Annotated in this window: 14 protein-coding genes and 1 pseudogene; 5 read left to right on the top strand and 10 right to left on the bottom strand. The window is 67.8% G+C overall.

Annotated features, from left to right (window positions below; translation table 11 throughout):
* Window positions 1-5: 5 nt before the first annotated feature.
* The 3 genes from NO978_RS01180 to NO978_RS01170 form a co-directional block, all read right to left on the bottom strand.
* Window positions 6-1,613 carry a cell division protein FtsZ gene (locus NO978_RS01180; RefSeq protein ID WP_257297678.1) on the bottom strand — a complete coding sequence of 536 codons (1,608 nt, stop codon included), beginning with the start codon at window positions 1,611-1,613 and terminating at the stop codon, window positions 6-8.
* A 227-nt stretch (window positions 1,614-1,840) separates the two neighbouring features.
* Complete coding sequence (locus NO978_RS01175) at window positions 1,841-3,721, bottom strand: hypothetical protein (protein WP_257297677.1); 1,881 nt, start codon at window positions 3,719-3,721, stop codon at window positions 1,841-1,843.
* Between the two features lie 106 nt (window positions 3,722-3,827).
* Window positions 3,828-4,115, bottom strand: coding sequence for a hypothetical protein (locus NO978_RS01170; RefSeq protein WP_257297676.1), 288 nt, complete (start codon window positions 4,113-4,115; stop codon window positions 3,828-3,830).
* Window positions 4,116-4,465: 350 nt separating this feature from the next.
* On the opposite strand from NO978_RS01170, the gene NO978_RS01165 reads away from it, so the two are divergent.
* The gene (locus NO978_RS01165) at window positions 4,466-5,506 is read left to right on the top strand and encodes a bifunctional oligoribonuclease/PAP phosphatase NrnA (RefSeq protein WP_257297675.1); all 1,041 of its coding nucleotides are present in this window, start codon (window positions 4,466-4,468) and stop codon (window positions 5,504-5,506) included.
* Between the two features lie 6 nt (window positions 5,507-5,512).
* On the opposite strand, the gene NO978_RS01160 is transcribed toward NO978_RS01165, so the two are convergent.
* Window positions 5,513-7,471 carry an ATP-binding protein gene (locus NO978_RS01160; RefSeq protein ID WP_257297674.1) on the bottom strand — a complete coding sequence of 653 codons (1,959 nt, stop codon included), beginning with the start codon at window positions 7,469-7,471 and terminating at the stop codon, window positions 5,513-5,515.
* Between the two features lie 104 nt (window positions 7,472-7,575).
* Window positions 7,576-7,725 (bottom strand): annotated as a pseudogene (locus NO978_RS01155) (3-keto-5-aminohexanoate cleavage protein); the annotation flags it as partial.
* A gap of 229 nt (window positions 7,726-7,954) precedes the next feature.
* Between NO978_RS01155 and NO978_RS01150 the strand changes: the two are divergent.
* The 3 genes from NO978_RS01150 (at window position 7,955) to NO978_RS01140 (ending at window position 10,114) form a co-directional block, all read left to right on the top strand.
* On the top strand, window positions 7,955-9,163 hold the full coding sequence (locus NO978_RS01150; RefSeq protein ID WP_257297673.1) for an iron-containing alcohol dehydrogenase family protein: 1,209 nt from the start codon (window positions 7,955-7,957) through the stop codon (window positions 9,161-9,163).
* Window positions 9,164-9,229: 66 nt separating this feature from the next.
* Window positions 9,230-9,652, top strand: a complete 423-nt coding sequence (locus NO978_RS01145; protein WP_257297672.1) for an SRPBCC family protein — start codon at window positions 9,230-9,232, stop codon at window positions 9,650-9,652.
* A gap of 54 nt (window positions 9,653-9,706) precedes the next feature.
* A complete protein-coding gene (locus tag NO978_RS01140; protein ID WP_257297671.1) occupies window positions 9,707-10,114 on the top strand; it encodes a translation initiation factor IF-2 subunit beta in 408 nt (135 codons plus the stop codon).
* Here the strand turns inward: NO978_RS01140 and NO978_RS01135 are convergent, their stop codons facing one another.
* From NO978_RS01135 to NO978_RS01115, 5 genes are all read right to left on the bottom strand, one after another.
* The gene (locus NO978_RS01135; RefSeq protein WP_089731793.1) at window positions 10,115-10,294 is read right to left on the bottom strand and encodes a hypothetical protein; all 180 of its coding nucleotides are present in this window, start codon (window positions 10,292-10,294) and stop codon (window positions 10,115-10,117) included. It lies immediately after the preceding gene.
* Window positions 10,295-10,377: 83 nt separating this feature from the next.
* Window positions 10,378-11,382, bottom strand: a complete 1,005-nt coding sequence (locus tag NO978_RS01130; RefSeq protein ID WP_257297670.1) for a transcription initiation factor IIB family protein — start codon at window positions 11,380-11,382, stop codon at window positions 10,378-10,380.
* 226 nt (window positions 11,383-11,608) lie between these two features.
* Complete coding sequence (locus NO978_RS01125) at window positions 11,609-13,672, bottom strand: PGF-CTERM sorting domain-containing protein (RefSeq protein ID WP_257297669.1); 2,064 nt, start codon at window positions 13,670-13,672, stop codon at window positions 11,609-11,611.
* 205 nt (window positions 13,673-13,877) lie between these two features.
* Window positions 13,878-14,180, bottom strand: a complete 303-nt coding sequence (locus NO978_RS01120) for a hypothetical protein (protein WP_257297668.1) — start codon at window positions 14,178-14,180, stop codon at window positions 13,878-13,880.
* Between the two features lie 61 nt (window positions 14,181-14,241).
* The gene (locus NO978_RS01115; protein ID WP_256398672.1) at window positions 14,242-14,517 is read right to left on the bottom strand and encodes a winged helix-turn-helix domain-containing protein; all 276 of its coding nucleotides are present in this window, start codon (window positions 14,515-14,517) and stop codon (window positions 14,242-14,244) included.
* A 120-nt stretch (window positions 14,518-14,637) separates the two neighbouring features.
* On the opposite strand from NO978_RS01115, the gene NO978_RS01110 reads away from it, so the two are divergent.
* Complete coding sequence (locus NO978_RS01110) at window positions 14,638-15,798, top strand: PLP-dependent aspartate aminotransferase family protein (protein WP_257297667.1); 1,161 nt, start codon at window positions 14,638-14,640, stop codon at window positions 15,796-15,798.

The following is a 15,798-nucleotide window of genomic DNA, read 5'->3' as shown; positions in this document are numbered from 1 at the left end:
GGTCCTCAGGGCATGTTCTTCCGGCCGAGGCAGTCGAACAGCGGTTCCACCTGATCCCACACCTCACGCACGCCGGCCGAGAGCTGGCTGTTGCCGTCCTGCTTCATCGTCAGCGCGTGCTCGTACATCTCCTCCAGCGACGGCATCTCGGGGTTCCAGAGCGTCCCCCAGAGGTAGACGTCGTCGAGGTACGGCGTCACCAGCTGGTGCGTGTGGATGTCCACCGTCTCGACGCCGGCGACGTTGTCGCGGTCGAGGAAATCCGGGCTGGCGAGCACCTCGGTCAACACGCCCTCGTTGACCAGGGGCGCGACCTTGGACATCTTCTCCTCGGGCCCGTAGATGAGGAACGTCCCGCCCCAGGCCGTCGTCGGGTCGAAGTCGGCGAGCTTGTTCTGGAACAGCGCCTTCCGGGCGAGCATCTGGAGCTTCGACCGGTCGAACGAGCTCGCGTGTATCTTCCCGAGCACCGGCGCGAGCACGACCGCCGGGTTGTACGCCCGGTCCGGGTCGAACGGGTACTTGTCCTGCACGGGCCGGAAGCTGTCCGCCGGGTCGAACACCTCGCCGCGCACGGAGAGGTCGGTGTCCTGCTCGACCACCTGCGGGATGGAGGACATCGTGAAGGCCTCCAGGAACGCCACCAGCGGCTTGTTCAGGTCGGCGAACTCCGGCGGGTTGTATCGCTCGACGCCGTGGATGCGTGGCTCGATGTCCTGGGTCGCCTCCCGCAGCTTGCGGTTGTCGAACGGGATGATGGCGTCGACGTTCGCCGCCGTCCGGGCCATGCCGATGACCCCGTTGACCATCGCCCGTCCGGAGCGGTCGGCGTACTCGCTCGGGATGACGACCGACGAGAAGATGGGTTTCCCGACGACCTTGTCGTCGTCCAGCACCGCCTCGCGGAGCTTCTCCGCGATGACCGGAGTCGACCCGCAGCCGGTGCCTTTCGTCACACTGTGGACGAACATGACGGCCTGCGAGTCGCGCAGCTCGACCGGGTTCGTGTCCCAGCGCTCCTGGAACGGGTTCCCACCGTCCTCGAAGTCCGCGAGGACGAAGTCCCGGCCGTGGTCCCAGCGATAGCCGGCTCCGGCGTAGTTGTGGACGCCCTGGCCGATGATGCAGTTCGCGACGATGTCGTGGCGGTTGTACCCTTTCTCCTCCTGTGCGTAGTACGTCTCCTCGATCTCGGCGACGTTCGTGTTGAGCACGCCCGTCCCGGCGAGCCCACCCTCCCAGATGCGGACCCGGTCCTCGTTCTCGTCGGCGAGGGTGTTCCGGCGCAGCAGGATGGCGTCGACGATGTGGTTCCCGGCCCCACCGACGCCGATGACGTACCACTTCTTCCCGACCGAGGAGAGCCCGAAGTCGGTCTCGCCGCTGGCCGTCGCGCCGTTGCCGTTGCCGCCGCCCGGGAACGGGTCGTCGTCCGTCTCCTCGACCTCGTCCTCCCAGTAGCGTTCCTCGACGAAGATCGGTTCGTAGAGGTCCGGATACACCTGCTCTACCGACTTCGGTTCGTCTCGATGTTCGTGTGCGATGTGGCTCTCCAGCGTGTCGTGGTCCCACTCCCCACGCGGCGAGACACATATTTTACATGTTTCAGACATGATAGCCGACGGTCACTGTGGGGAACTGGTGTAGCCTGAGATATGAACGTACTGGCCCGCCGAAAGAACGACCACGACAGACACGTTTCGCGGACGGCAGCCGAACGGGCGGTCCCAGCCGGGCTCACGTCCACCGCGGGAGGGCAGTCAACTTCGTGAAGATGACGCAGAGCGGGTCAGCGCCGTCGTTCGCGGGCAGCCGGACTGCAGTCGAGGTCCGCTCAGACTTACACGTACTGCTCCTTGAAGCGGTCGTAGAGCGTGTCCAGCGCAGCAGTTGCGTCGGTTCGGTCGGTGAAACGGACGTCTACGATGCCCGGCGGCGCGCCAGCCGGGACGGCGAACGATTCCACGAGGTCGTTCTGCCGGCCGCAGAACCGCTCGACCGCCGCCAGCGCCTCGGACTGTACCGCGTAGTCCGGGAGGTCGCCGGTCTCCAGGTGGACGGTGCCGGACCCGGCCTCGGCGGCGGTGGACAGTTCGTCGAACAGGAGCAACACCTCGTCTACGACCTCCTCAGGGTCGACGTACTCCTCGCGGCCGCTGCTGGAACCCCCGGCGGCGGACGACGAACGACCCGTCGAACGGTCCCGGTCCCTCGTCGACTCCGTGGAGACCGATTCACCGCGGTTGCTGACGCTGATGTGGCCGTCCGCGACGCGGTACTCGACGCCGTACTCGCTCTCGAAGGCCGGCGCGAGGTCGCGAGCGAACTCGGAGTCGACCTCGTCGGGGAGGCTCACTCGGTCCTGCCCGTGGTCGAGCGCACCCGCGAGGCTGCCGAAGAACTGCACCGACGTCAGCAAGCTGTCGGCGGTGTTCCGGGCGTCTTCGACGAGCCGTTCGGCCTCGTCGAAGCGACAGTCGTGGAGCGCCTCGCGGGCCTCGCGGAGCTGGGTTTCGACGCTGTGGACGCTGTCGATGTCCGGGTCGTGACCCTCGACCAGCTTCGACTCGACGCGCTCGCGAACCGCGCCCGCCAGCCGGTCGAGCTCGTCGCGAGCACGCTCGACGTCGGCTTCGGCGGCCTCGTGGGCCTCGTCGAACGTCTCCTCGGTGTCGGCGACGTGCCGTTCGATGCGCTCCTGGTGGACGCGAATCTCGTCGAGGACGTCGGCGACCGTCGCGAGGTCGACGTCGTCGCGGTCGAGCAGCCGCCGGACGGTCCGGTCGACCTCGCCGACGTGGGTCGGCTCGTTGCTCGGGGGGAGCCTGACCTCGCGGAACGTGCTCTGGAGGTTGACGATCTCGTAGGTGCGGCCGTAGCGCGAGCGCACTGTCAGGTCTACGTCCCCGCGTTCGACAGCTGCATCGACGCCGTCGGCGAGGTCGGCCTGAATGCGTTCGACCGCTCCCTCCGGGTCGCGTCGCTTCGCGGTCTCGAGCAGCTCCGCGGCGCGCCGCCGGCCCTCGCTGGCGTCCGCGACGGACGACCGCACGCGCTCTATCTTCGATGCGAGCTCGTCGTAGTCCCCGCGTTCGCGGTCCACCGCGTCTCGCGCCTCGGCAACGGCGTTCGGGGCGAGTTCCGCGAGGGCGTCGAGCGTATCTTCGCCAATCGCCCGGCGGTATTCGGACTCGAACGTCTCCCGCTTCCGGTCGACGAGGTCAACCGCCTGAGCGAGGTCCTCGGCGGCCGCTGACTCGAGGTCGATCTCCCAGTCGCGGAGCCAGGCACCGCCCAGCGCGCCCACACTGGCGACGAACGGGACGGCGAAGAACAGCGCGAGCTGTGCGACGCCGATGCCGCTGCCGAACAGCGACGAGTAGACACCGAAGAAGAGGACGAGGAAGAGCACGGAGACGAGGCCGGCGCAGGCGAAGGTCACGTCACGGTTCCGTAGTAGCCCCATGGCGACGCCCTGGCCCACCCACGCGGCGGCGATGAGCACGAACAGGACCAGCACGACCGCCGTGCTCGCCTTGAACTGGATGGCCGCCTCCCTGAACACCTGCAGCGAGATGAACGCGTCGACGACGCCACCGACGACCGGGAGCGTGCGCGCCTCAACGCCCGCGAGTGCGAACGCTGCCTGCAGGAACGTCCCCACCACGGGGAGTCCGGCGAGCCCCCACCCGGCGAACGGCAACAGCTGACCGTCTTGCATATCCACACATCAGACGGGTTGCATGAAAACGTTTGTCGCCGCCGTCCCGCGGCGACGAGCGATAGCACCGCCGCTGTGGCCTTCGGGCTGGCCTCGCCGCGTGGCGTTACTCGTCTGTGCCGTTGCGGATGGCGCGTGCCAGCACCGGGTGGAGCATCGGGTTGTCGTCCTCGTCGCGCTGGAACAGTGGCTCGCCGCCGAGCCGGTCCTCGAGGGTGCCCGTTCGCTTCTCTACGGTTCGTTCGGTGTACCCCGTCTCCTCGACGAGCTCGTCGAGTGTCAGCGGGCCCTCTGCTGCAGCGAGGGCCTCGGCGATCTCGTACTCAGACTGGACGTACTCCGAGGCCATCTTGTCGACGAGCGCGGCGACTTCGTCCGGTATCTCCTCGGTCATGCCCCGGATTTGTACGCCGGGTGTCGTAAATGATTCGGGACGAGTCCGCGCCCGGATGGCTGACGGAACCGCCGCGGGAGCCCGGGAAGCGAAGACCTTCGGGAGCAGCAACTCGGGAGATTTCGACCGACTATCTCCCATGGTGTCGGGAGCAGGCTCGACGGCCGAGGACGTGGAGATCCACTGCCGCCTCTCGGACTCCCGGGGCGTCGACAGCATCGTCGTCCACAGCGGCGGACAGGACGTCCCGGTCGCGGCGATCTCATCCGGCGGTCCGTGCGACGCCTCGCACTCGTCGAGGAGAGTTGACGGCACCAGAGGCTTGATGCCTCGCTGCGAAGCGGGAGACGATGAACGCTGCCACCGACCTCCGGGACCTCCTCACGGAGGGCGACGAGCTGACCATCGTCTGCCACAACAACCCGGACCCCGACTGCCTCGCGAGCGCGCTCGCGCTTGGCCGCATCGCCGCGGACGCGGGCATCGACGAGCGACGCATCCTCTACAGCGGCGACATCTCGCACCAGCAGAACCGCGCGCTCGTCAACCTGCTCGAGATAGAGCTCCAGGAGTTCGACCCCGACATCGTCCGTGACCGCGAGCCGGGGTCGCTGCTCGCGTTCGTCGACCACTCGGTCCCCGGCGTCAACAACCAGGTCCCCGACGGAACGCTGGTCGACGTGGTCATCGACCACCACCCGAGCGACGAGATCGAAGCCCGCTTCCAGGACCATCGCGCCGACGTCGGCGCGACGGCCACCATCCTCACCGAGTACGTCCGCGAGCTCGAGACCGAGGTCGACGACCGGCTGGCGACGGCGCTGCTGTTCGCCATCCGGCGCGAGACGCTCGGGTTCCTGCGCGGGGCGACCGCCGCCGAGTACGGGGCCGCGGGGTTCCTCCACGAGCAGGCCGACCGCGACCTCCTCCGACAGCTCTCCAGCCCCGCAGTCAGCAGCGCGACCGTCGACGCCATCGCCGACGCCATCGAGAACCGGCAGGTGTACGGTCCGGTGCTGCTCTCGAACGTCGGCCGGACCAGCGAGCGGGACGCGCTGCCACAGGCGGCCGACTACCTCGCGACGCTCGAGGGCGTCGGAACGACGTTCGTCTTCGGCATCGTCGGTGACTCCATCCAGCTGAGCGGCCGGACGACGGACTCGCGGGTCAACGTCGGCGACGTCCTCCACGAGGCGTTCGACGACGCGGGCAGCGGCGGCGGCCACCGGGAGATGGCCGGCGCGGAGATCCCGCTCGGCATCTTCGCCGACTACACGTCCAACGACCGGCACCTCGTCGACATCGTCGAACAGGTCGTCACGGCCCGGCTGCTCGCCGAACTCAACATCGAGGCCGAGCAGGGGGACACCGAGGAGAGCGAGGCCGACTGACGGCCGTCACCGACCGTCGACGCCGGTGAACTCGAAGCGTGCCCCGCCGTCCTTGCTCTCGGTCACCGTCACAGTCCAGCCGTGGGCCCCGGCGACCTGCTCGACGATCTGCAGGCCGAAGCCGGTGCCCTCGTCGGCGGTCGTGTAGCCGGCTTCGAACACCTTGTCGCACTCGTCCTCGGGGATACCCTGTCCGTCGTCGGCGACGTAGAACCCGTCGGGCAGGTCGCCGACAGTCACCGTCAGCCCGGTGGCGCTCTGCTCGTCCTCGTGCGCCCCCGAACCAGCGCCCGTCGAGCCGTGCTCGACGGCGTCGTCGGACCCCGTCCGACTGCTCGTGGAACCGTGTTCCACGGCGTCCTCGTGAGACGAAGTCGAGCGGGGGCTCGTCGAGCCATGCTCGACGGCGTTCCGGAAGAGATTCTCGAACAGCTGGCGGAGCCGGCCCTCGTCCGCCGCGACGACACCGCTGGCCTCGACGACCAGCGTCGCCGGGTCGGTCTCGACGTTCCGCCAGCAGGCGTCGACGAGCGACGCCAGGTCGACCGCCGAGGGGTCCCGGACCTCGTCGCCGCCGCGGGCCACGGAGAGGAGGTCCTGGATGAGCTCGCGCATCCGCTCGTGGGCCCAGGCAACCTCGTCGAGGTGTTCGTTGTCCACCGCCGTCATCGCGAGTTCGAGCTCTCCCTCGGCGACGTTCAGCGGGTTCCGGAGGTCGTGGCTGACGAAGTTCGCAAACTCCGCCAGCCGTTCGTTCCGCTCCTCGAGCTGGGCCTGGTACTCGCGGCGCTCGATCTCGTAGGCGAGCCAGCGACTGGCGACCTCGACGAACGCCCGCTCGCTCCCGGTGAACTCGCGGTCGCGGGGGGCCGTCGCCGCGAAGCAGAGCGTCCCGTACAGCTCGCTGTCGACGACGAGCTTCCCGCCGACGTAGGCGCCGAGATCGAACAGCTCGTAGGCCGAATCGTCGGGGTCCATCCCGGTCGCGAGGGCGTCGTGCATCGCGAGGATACCGTCGGTCTCGACGGTCTTTCGGCAGTACGACTGGTCGATCGGACAGCTCTCTCCGGGCTGCAGCAGCTCGTGGTCGCCGGTCGCGGTGACGATGTACTGTGTCGAGTCGTCGGTCTTCGAGACGAAGCCGTACGGCAGGCCGAGGTAGGAGCGGCCGAGTTCGAGCACCCGCGACTGCTTCTCCTCGAAGCTGAGCTCCGCGTTCGACGCCAGCTTGTAGAGCTGATGGAGCGCGGCCACGCTCTCCTCGAGTTCCGTGGCCACCTGTCGTTCCTCGGTCACGTCGCGGACGTAGACGGTCGCGCCATCCCCGGACGGGTACACCTGGACCGCGAGCAGCGAGCCCGTGGGGTCGTAGTCGAGGTCGAACGAGGGTGAGTCGCCGCTCGCTATCGCGGCCGCGAGACGGTCGTCGAGCGTCGCGCCGGCTTCGTCCTGCAGTCCGGTCGCGAGGTCTTCCCCCACGACCGCGTCCCGACTTCGGCCGAGCAGTTCGACCGCCCGCTCGTTGACCCGGGTGACCTCCCGGTCGTCGTCCACGGCGAGGAACCCGTCGTTCATCCCCTCTGGCAGTGGCGTCTGGCCGTCGTCGGGCTGCACCGCGTCGGTCCCGTCCAGGATGACGTAGCCACCAAGGTCGGTGTTCGTCCCGGCGCTCGGAACGACTGTCAGGCGGGACCAGCCGTCGTCCACCGTCGCCAGACGGCACTCCGTCGGCTCTTCGGTCGGGTCTCCCGGTTCTGCGACGGCGGCGAGCGCTGCCGCCCGGTCGTCCGGGTGGACGTACTCCCCGAGGTGATGGTCGGTCAACTCGCCCGGGACGTACCCGAGCACCTGTTCGACGGTCTCGCTCGTCCGTCGAATACGTGCGTCCCGGTCGATGACCATGGCGAGCCCCGGCACGTGCTGGACGAGGGCATCGAGGTCGGTCGGTAGTGTGTCGTCTCCCATCGTGGCGTGTCCCGCGCGCTGCGGATAGACGTTACTTGACAGCGACGCCGTAGGTAACTTGCGGCGGTTCGCCAGAGGCAACAGCTGGCTGTCAGCGGCCGAGTCGCTCCCGCGGCCGCCGCCTCTGCGGCCGCCCTGCCGATCTCTTCCGGGGTCTCCGGGATGCTGGCGTTCGCCTCTTTGCCGTGGACGCCGCCGGTCAACGCGGCGGTGACGACGACCGGCTCGCGGTCGAGGGAGTCGGCGTAGGCCACGTCACTCACCGACCACTGACCCCGCGTCGCGGTGTCTCCCCCAGTGCTCGGCGCTCGTCGAAGATGTGCTCGTCGCTCCCTGCCGGTACGCCAGATGCGGACAGCTCATGGTTCGCGTTCGGCAGGAACGGGAGTAAATATGCAGCACATGTTGTCGTGTACCGTGACTCGGTCTGTCGTCGCTGACGGGCGAAACGACATACCGTGGGAGAGCGTACTCCGATGCATCATGCAATACGATGCTTCCGACGGTGCCCGGTTCGCGTACGACGGGCCGACGCTCCGGCTCGGCTCCGGGTCGGTCGCTTCCCTCGATTCCGAGCTCGCGTCGGCTGGCTGCGAGCGTGCGCTGGTCGTCTGTGGCTCGACCGTCGGCGGGACCGGCGCCGTGATGGAGCCGGTCCGTGCTGGTCTGGGCGGCCGCCTCGCCGGCGAGTTCCCGCGGACGACACCCGACAAACGCCTCTCGAACGCCTACGACGGGGTCGCTGCGATGGAACGCCACGACGCGGACGCACTCGTCGCGGTCGGTGGCGGGAGCAGCATCGACGTGGCGAAGGTGATGAGCGTCCTGCACGCCGACGAACGGCCCCCGGACCGGGTCGGTGCCGAACTCGCGGAGACCGGCAGCGTCTCCATCCCGGACGGCGATCTCACGCCGGTGTTCGCGGTGCCGACCACGCTGGCCGGGGCCGACCTCTCGCAGGTGGCCGGCCTCACGGCCCACCCGTCGTCGAGCCTGGTCGAGACGTTCGTCTCCGGCGGCGTCTGGGACGAGCGCCTGATGCCGACCGCCGTCGTCGGCGACGCCGAGCTCGTCGCGACGACGCCCGAGTCGGTGCTCGTCGGCTCGGCGATGAACGGCTTCGACAAGGGCCTCGAGACGCTGTACGCGAGCACCCGGACGCCGGTGACCGACGGCACCGCGAGTCGCGGCCTCCGGCTGCTCGCAGAGCACCTCCCGCGACTCGGACGCGAGGGTGCGACACCCGCTGTCCTCGAGCCCGTCGTCGAGGGCACCACGCTGGTCCAGTACGGCATCTCGCGCCGGTCCGAGACGACGCTCTCCGTGGTCCACGCGTTCGGCCACGGGCTGACCCGTGGCTACGGCGTCCAGCAGGGCGTCGCCCACGCCGTCGTCGTTCCGCACGTCCTCGAGTACCTGTTCGAGCACGTCGATGCCCGCCGTGAGCTCATCGCCGAAGCACTCGGCGTCGGGGACGCCGCGGAACCGGCGACCGCTGTCGTCGAGGCCGTCACCGCGGTCCGGGATGCGCTCGACCTGCCGACCCAGCTCCGCGACGTGGACGGGCCGGCGCCCGAGGCGTTCCAGGCCGTCGCCGAGACCATCCTCGACGACTCCCTCATGCGGAACGCACCGCCGGAGCTCGACGCGACACGCGAGGATATCGAGGCGGTGCTCGAGGCGGCGTACTGAGCGGGGCGGCGAGTCGCGAACGTGTTCGCACCGGGACTTTTCCGACGGCGCGACGAATCAGAACCGATGAACACAGTCACGCTCTCGCGGTCGATCGACGGGTCGGCGGACGCCGTCAGGGACGCGGTTGGCGACCTCCAGGCGTTCACCGAGGCCGCGGGCTTCGACGGGGTGACCGTCGAGGAGGACGTCGTCACCATCACGAACCACGTCGGACTGCTGGAGATACAGCTCGAACTCGTCGTGACGAGAGACGACCCGGAGACGCTGGTCCTCGAACAACGCGACGGCATCTTCGAGTCGATGACCACCTGGTACACCGTCACCGGCGATACCGAATCGTGCGAGGTCACCGCCGAGACCGAGTTCGCGCTCGACGTCGCCATCGTCGGGCAGGTGCTCGACGCGACGGTCATCGAGCGACAGCGTTCCACGGAGCTGACCCGGCAGCTCGACTGGTTGCAGGAGCGGTTCGGCGGCGGCGCGTAGCCGTCCCGGGCGAGTACGAAGCAATTTTAGTTCCGTCGCCACGTTCGTGTAGGTATGGACTACGAGGACCAACTGGAACGCGCGCTGGACGAGACGCCCGAGTTCAGTTCCACGGGCGAGCGCTTCAGCGTCCCCGACGCCGAGGTCCGCCAGGAGGGGAAGATGACCGTCTACGAGAACTTCAAGCCGACGACGGACACCCTGAACCGCGAGCCGTCGCACGTGATGAAGTTCTTCCAAGACGAACTGGGGACCAGCGGCCACATCGACGAACGCGGCCGTGCGCGGCTGAAAGGCGAGTTCCGGCAGGACCGCATCGCCGACGCGCTCGAGGAGTACGTCGACTCGTTCGTCCGCTGTACGGAGTGTTCCTCGCCGGACACGCGGCTGGTCACCGAGCAGGGGACGACGGTACTGAAGTGCGATGCGTGCGGGGCCCTCTCGGCGGTCCCCGACCTGTAGTCACCGGAGCTGCTTCAGCGTCTCGAGGTCGCGTTCCGTCCGCATGAACTCCGCCACGCGACGCGTCGCGTGGCAGGTCGGGCAGCTGTAGTTGCGCTTCGGGCCGGGGAGCTCGTCCGGTCCCAGCTCCCACTCCTTGTTGCACTCAGGACAGAGAAGCCGGACGTAGGTTTCCACCATGCCACGGGATAACACCACCTGGGGAGAAAAAGGTTGAGGCTACAGCCTCGGGACCGGAGCGATTCGTGGTGGACGCCGCCCGATCAGGCGGACGCGAAGCCCGTATCCGATGCTTCCAGCAGCTCCTTGTACCGGTTGCGGATGGTGACCTCGGAGATGTTCGCGACATCGCTGACCTCGCTCTGGGTGACCTTCTCGTTGGTCAGCAGGGCGGCCGCGTAGATGGCCGCCGCCGCGAGACCGACCGGCGACTTCCCCGAGAGGATGCCCGCGTCGCGGGCGTTCTCGAGCAGCTTGCGCGCCCGACGCTCGGCCTCGTCGCTGAGGTCGAGGTCGCTGGCGAACCGCGGCACGAACTTCTCGGGGTCGGCGGGCTGAATCTCGAGTTTCAGCTCGCGGACGACGTAGCGGTACGTCCGGGTCAGCTCCATCTTGTCGACACGGCTGACGACCGCCATCTCGTCGAGGCTGCGCGGCGTCCCCGCCTGTCGGGCCGCGGCGTACAGCGCAGCAGTGGCGACGCCTTCGATGGAGCGGCCGGGGAGCAGGTCCTCCGCGAGCGCGCGGCGGTAGATGACCGACGCCGTCTCGCGGACGTTCTTCGGGAGGCCGAGCGAGCTCGCCATGCGGTCGATCTCGCCGAGGGCCTGCTTGAGGTTGCGCTCCTTGCTGTCGCGGGTGCGGAAGCGCTCGTTCCAGGTGCGTAGCCGCTGCATCTTCTTGCGCTGGCGGCTGGACAGCGAGCGGCCGTAGGCGTCCTTGTTCTGCCAGCCGATGTTCGTCGACAGGCCGTCGTCGTGCATCATCTTCGTCGTCGGCGCGCCGACGCGCGACTTCGAGTCACGCTCGCTCGCGTCGAACGCACGCCACTCCGGGCCGCGGTCGATGTTCTGGTCGTCGACGACGAGGCCGCAGTCGGTGCAGACTGTCTCGCCGTGCTCGGCGTCGAACCGCACGTCACCGCCGCATTCGGGGCAGGTCGTCTCGGCTTCGCTCGTCTCCGTCCGCGTTCGCTCGTTTGTCTCGGTCGCGTTTGTCTCGGTCGCCTGTGTCTCGTCTGTGAAACGGGTGGTTATTGAATCGCTCATGTTGATCTCCTGAAGCTCGCCTCCGTTCGGGCCAGAAAGAAAGGACGCCCTTCCCGGAGTACTCTTCACCCTTAGTTAGTGCGGCAAGTATATAAACTTTTGCCTTGCTTTATAAACAAAGCGCCGATGAGTACATCTCGCAGACGCTCAGCGGTGAAACCCTTATATACTGCTGTGCTACTCGGTAACGTGCTGGTATAAAAGACTTGGGTGTCGGTTGGCTGCCTTACCGGGCTGCGCGCCGCCGCGCGATGCCGGCAGCCGCGACGAGCGCCACGAGTGCCACGGCGATACCGAAGCCGGGCGAGCCACCATCGTCGGACTCGCCCTCACCGTTCATCCCCGTGCCGTCCATCTCGGTCGTCCCCTCCATCATCGTCGTCCCGTCGTCCATCGAGTCGTCGTCCGCCGTCGTCTCGGTGCCGTCGTCTATCCCGCCGGTCAGGGTCGCGCTGGCGGTGTCGACGACTGCGCCACCGGAGTAGACGTATGGGCCGTCAGCAGCGCCCTCGGACTCCTCGAACGTGTACGTCTCGTCACCGTCGGTGTCGTAGTGGGCCATCGGGACCAGCGTCGTGTCCTCGGTGACCGGCTCCGAGAGCGCGATCTCGACGTTCTCGTGGGTGCCCGGGGCCAGGTACGCGGAGGTACCCCGGATACTCTCGAACACTGCGCCCTCGGTCACGGTCGCGTCGTGGACCGTCACGAAGCCGCCATCCTGCAGCGTCACGGAGTCGACGACGACCGTCGTGCCGTCGGTCTCCTGGTCGCTCATGCTGACGTACGCCCCGACCTGCACGCGGGCGGTGTCGACCACCGCACCGCCGTCGTACGTGTACGGGCCGTCCGCCGCACCCTCGCTCTGGGCGAAGGTGTACGTCTCGTCACCGTCGGAGTCCATGTGTGCCATCGGGACCAGCGTCTGCGTCGAGCGGACCGGCTGGTCGAGCGTGACCGTCACCGCCTCGTGGTGACCGGCTTCGAGGTACTCGGACGTCCCGACGACGCTCTCGAACACCGCACCCGCGAACAGCGAGCTGTCGTGGACCGTCACGAAGCCGCCCTCAGCGAGGTCGACGTCCTCGACGACGACCGTGTGGCCGTCGGCGGTCTGGTCGGCCATCGAGACGCTCGCGCCGAGCGTCACCACACCGGTGTCGACCACCGCGGCGCCGTCAGCCGTGTACGGGCCGTCAGCGCCGCCCTCGGACTCCTCGAACGTGTAGGTCTCGTCACCGTCGGAGTCCATGTGAGCCATCGGGACCAGCGTCGTGTCCTCTCCGAGCGGCTCCTCGAGGATGACCTCGACGTCCTCGTGCGTACCCGGGGCCAGGTACGTGGAGGTACCGCGGATGCTGTCGAACACTGCGCCCTCGGTCACGGTCGCGTCGTGGACCGTCACGAAGCCACCTTCCGGCAGGAACACCTCGTCCACGACGACGCGCTCGCCGCCGGTGGACTGGTTCGCGAAGCTCACGGTCGCCTCGGTACTGACCGTGACCGCGGCCGTGTCGACGACGGCGCTCCCGTTCGCGGTGTACGGGCCGTCAGCGCCGCCCTCGGACTCCTCGAACGTGTACGTCCCGTCACCGTCGCTGTCGACGTGGGCCATCGGGACCAGCGTCGTGTCCCCCTCGAGCGGCTCCGAGAGCGTGACGCGGACGTTCTCGTGGACGCCCGCTTCGAGGTACTGGCTGGTGCCACGGATACTCTCGAACACGGCACCTTCGGTCACGGTCGCGTCGTGGACCGTCACGAAGCCACCCTCCGAGAGCTCGACGCGGTCGACGACGACCGTGTCGTTCGCGACGACGCCGTCGTCCATCGAGACAGTCGCGGAGACGGTGATCGCGGCCGTGTCGACGACGGCGCTGCCGTCAGCCGTGTACGGGCCGTCCGTCTCACCGTTCGACGCGACGAACGAGTACGAGCGGTCGCCGTCCGTGTCACGGTGCGCCATCGCGACGAGCGTCGCGTCCTCGCTCACCCGGTCGTCCAGCGTGATGGTCACGTCCTCGTGCGTGCCCGCTTCCAGGTACGTCGAGGTTCCCAGCACGCTGCCGAAGACGTTGCCCTCGGTGACGCTCGCGTCGTGGATCGTCACGAAGCCACCCTCCGCCATCGTCACCTCGTCGACGGTCACCGTGTGGCCGCCGGACGTCTGTGCTTCGAACGTGACCGAGGCGTGGTTCGACTCGGCCGTCGTGTCGGTGCCTGCCGCCGCGACCCCTGCGACCGCGCTGGTACAGAGTGCGACGACGACGATCAGTACTGTCAATCTGTCTCGCATACCCAGACCGACGGGAAGGTGTTAAAAAGGGATTTTCCGAACTGCGGCCCGCCTCTCACCCAATTTCGTTCCACATGTGCCCGCAGTAACGCGATTATCGCCGCAACCGCCGTCGGACGGCAGCGTCAGCTGTGGTACTGGACGGCAGGATAAAGGGTTCCGGTAACCAGTTGCCCGTTTCAGCCCGGCGAGAATCGTGGCAGTATCAGTCCCAGCTGACCCAGACCAGGAAAGCGAGGCCGAACGACTGCATCCCGTTGATTATCATCTGCGCCCGCCAGACCGGCGATACCTGGTCGTGCCACCAGACCGACAGCGTCGGGTCCACGAGGTAGTAGTACAGCACGAGCGCGTTCTCCGCCAGCAGGAAGACGGAGAATATGAGCAGTCCGAGGGTGTGCTTCGAACGGAACTGCAGGTAGTTGCGGCCCCAGATGTAGCCCAGCACCAGCAACAACAGCACGTTGACGCCGGTCGAAACCTTCGCCAGGTCCACCCAGATGCTCATCTGTCTCCACCTATGAAGAGTCCCATGAAATACTCTTTCCCAATTTCGGCCATAGTAGTGCTCAGTCCACCTGTTCGATGATTTGCTCGACCGTGTCCCAGTGGTCCCGTGCCTGCCCCGTCGGGAGGTAGACGGCGCCGTAGTCGTCGCCGCTGTTCTCGACGATGTCGTTCTCCATCAGCACGTCGAGGTGGTGTCTGACCGTCTTGTAGTCCAGATCCAGCTCCTCGGCGAGCTTGTTCGCGTTGCGTGGCCGTTCGTCGATGGCACGGAGGATTCGGACCCGGTTCTCACCACCGCGGGTCCCGGTCATCACGTACCAGAGAACAGCCTCCATCAGTACGTCTCGACTCGGGCACCCCTTGTAATTCCATCGCCAACGAACGGCGGTATTCCGGGCAGCGGCAGGGGATGCTCCGGGGAACACGTATAAATCAGAACCCGTCGTGGGTGTCGTATGGACGAGCGTCACTTCGAGACACGGGAGGTACACTCACACACCAGAAACGACCAGTACGGCGCGATGATGCCGCCGATCTACGCGAACGCCACCTACGAGTACGCCTCGCCGACGGAGCAACAGAGCGAGCACCGGTACTCACGGATGTCCGCCCCGACCCGTGACGCACTGGAGCAGTCCTTCGCCATGCTGGAGGGCGGGAGTCACGGGTACGCCTTCGCCAGCGGGATGGCCGCCATCGATGCGGTGTTCGCGTCAGTTCTCTCCCCGGGCGACCACGTCGTCGCCGCCAAGAACCTCTATGCTGAGACGCACGACCTGCTCGCGGACGTCTACGCCGAGTACGGCGTCGAGACGACGCACGTCCCGGTGAACGACGCCGACGCCATCGCCGATGCCATCGGGCCCGACACCGCGCTGGTCTACTTCGAGACGCCGACGAACCCAGTGCTGCGTGTTGGCGACATCGCGGCGGCCGCGGAGGCCGCCCACGAGCACGACGCGCTGCTCGCGAACGACAACACGTTCGCGTCGCCCTACCTCCAGCGCCCCCTCGAACTCGGGGCCGACATCGTCGTCGAGTCGCTCACGAAGTACCAGGGTGGCCACTCCGACGTGCTCGCCGGCGCGGTCGCGACGAACGACCCCGAGGTTGCGGAGGAGATAGAGTACACCCAGTACACCCGGGGCGCCATCCTCGGGCCGTTCGACTCGTTCCTCGTCCTGCGTGGGATGAAGACGCTCTCGGCGCGGATGGACCGACACTGCGCGAACGCACGGGCAGTCGCCGAGTTCCTCGACGACCAGCCCGGCGTCGACCCGGTGTACTACCCCGGACTCGAGTCGCACCCGAACCACGAGGTCGCCGCCCGGCAGATGGCCGACTTCGGCGGGATGGTGGCGTTCGAACTCGACGGCGACCGGGAGACCGTCGCCGAGTTCGCCGCCGGACTCGAGGTGTTCGCGCTCGCGGAGAGCCTCGGCGGCGTCGAGAGCCTCGTCGAGGTGCCCGCGCTGATGACCCACCAGGACCTCTCGCCCGATGAGCTGGCCGAGGCCGGCATCGACGAGGGGCTGGTCCGGCTGAGCGTCGGTATCGAGCACCAGGAGGACCTCGTCGCGGACCTGGCGCAGGCGCTCGACGTGGCACTGGACTGA

This window comes from Haloarchaeobius sp. FL176, from assembly GCF_024609245.1.
Lineage (GTDB): Archaea > Halobacteriota > Halobacteria > Halobacteriales > Natrialbaceae > Haloarchaeobius.
Note: the sequence above shows the minus strand (reverse complement) of the source record. Positions and strands in the feature narration are given on the sequence as shown.

Bases quoted from the DNA above. Each gene is read 5' to 3' on its own strand.
- NO978_RS01130 (WP_257297670.1), bottom strand. From the start codon at position 11,382: ATGAGCGATTCAATAACCACCCGTTTCACAGACGAGACACAGGCGACC.
- NO978_RS01180 (WP_257297678.1), bottom strand. From the start codon at position 1,613: ATGTCTGAAACATGTAAAATATGTGTCTCGCCGCGTGGGGAGTGGGAC.
- NO978_RS01120 (WP_257297668.1), bottom strand. From the start codon at position 14,180: ATGAGCATCTGGGTGGACCTGGCGAAGGTTTCGACCGGCGTCAACGTG.
- NO978_RS01175 (WP_257297677.1), bottom strand. From the start codon at position 3,721: ATGCAAGACGGTCAGCTGTTGCCGTTCGCCGGGTGGGGGCTCGCCGGA.
- NO978_RS01160 (WP_257297674.1), bottom strand. From the start codon at position 7,471: ATGGGAGACGACACACTACCGACCGACCTCGATGCCCTCGTCCAGCAC.
- NO978_RS01170 (WP_257297676.1), bottom strand. From the start codon at position 4,115: ATGACCGAGGAGATACCGGACGAAGTCGCCGCGCTCGTCGACAAGATG.
- NO978_RS01140 (WP_257297671.1), top strand. From the start codon at position 9,707: ATGGACTACGAGGACCAACTGGAACGCGCGCTGGACGAGACGCCCGAG.
- NO978_RS01150 (WP_257297673.1), top strand. From the start codon at position 7,955: ATGCAATACGATGCTTCCGACGGTGCCCGGTTCGCGTACGACGGGCCG.
- NO978_RS01165 (WP_257297675.1), top strand. From the start codon at position 4,466: ATGAACGCTGCCACCGACCTCCGGGACCTCCTCACGGAGGGCGACGAG.
- NO978_RS01145 (WP_257297672.1), top strand. From the start codon at position 9,230: ATGAACACAGTCACGCTCTCGCGGTCGATCGACGGGTCGGCGGACGCC.
- NO978_RS01125 (WP_257297669.1), bottom strand. From the start codon at position 13,672: ATGCGAGACAGATTGACAGTACTGATCGTCGTCGTCGCACTCTGTACC.
- NO978_RS01135 (WP_089731793.1), bottom strand. From the start codon at position 10,294: ATGGTGGAAACCTACGTCCGGCTTCTCTGTCCTGAGTGCAACAAGGAG.
- NO978_RS01115 (WP_256398672.1), bottom strand. From the start codon at position 14,517: ATGGAGGCTGTTCTCTGGTACGTGATGACCGGGACCCGCGGTGGTGAG.
- NO978_RS01110 (WP_257297667.1), top strand. From the start codon at position 14,638: ATGGACGAGCGTCACTTCGAGACACGGGAGGTACACTCACACACCAGA.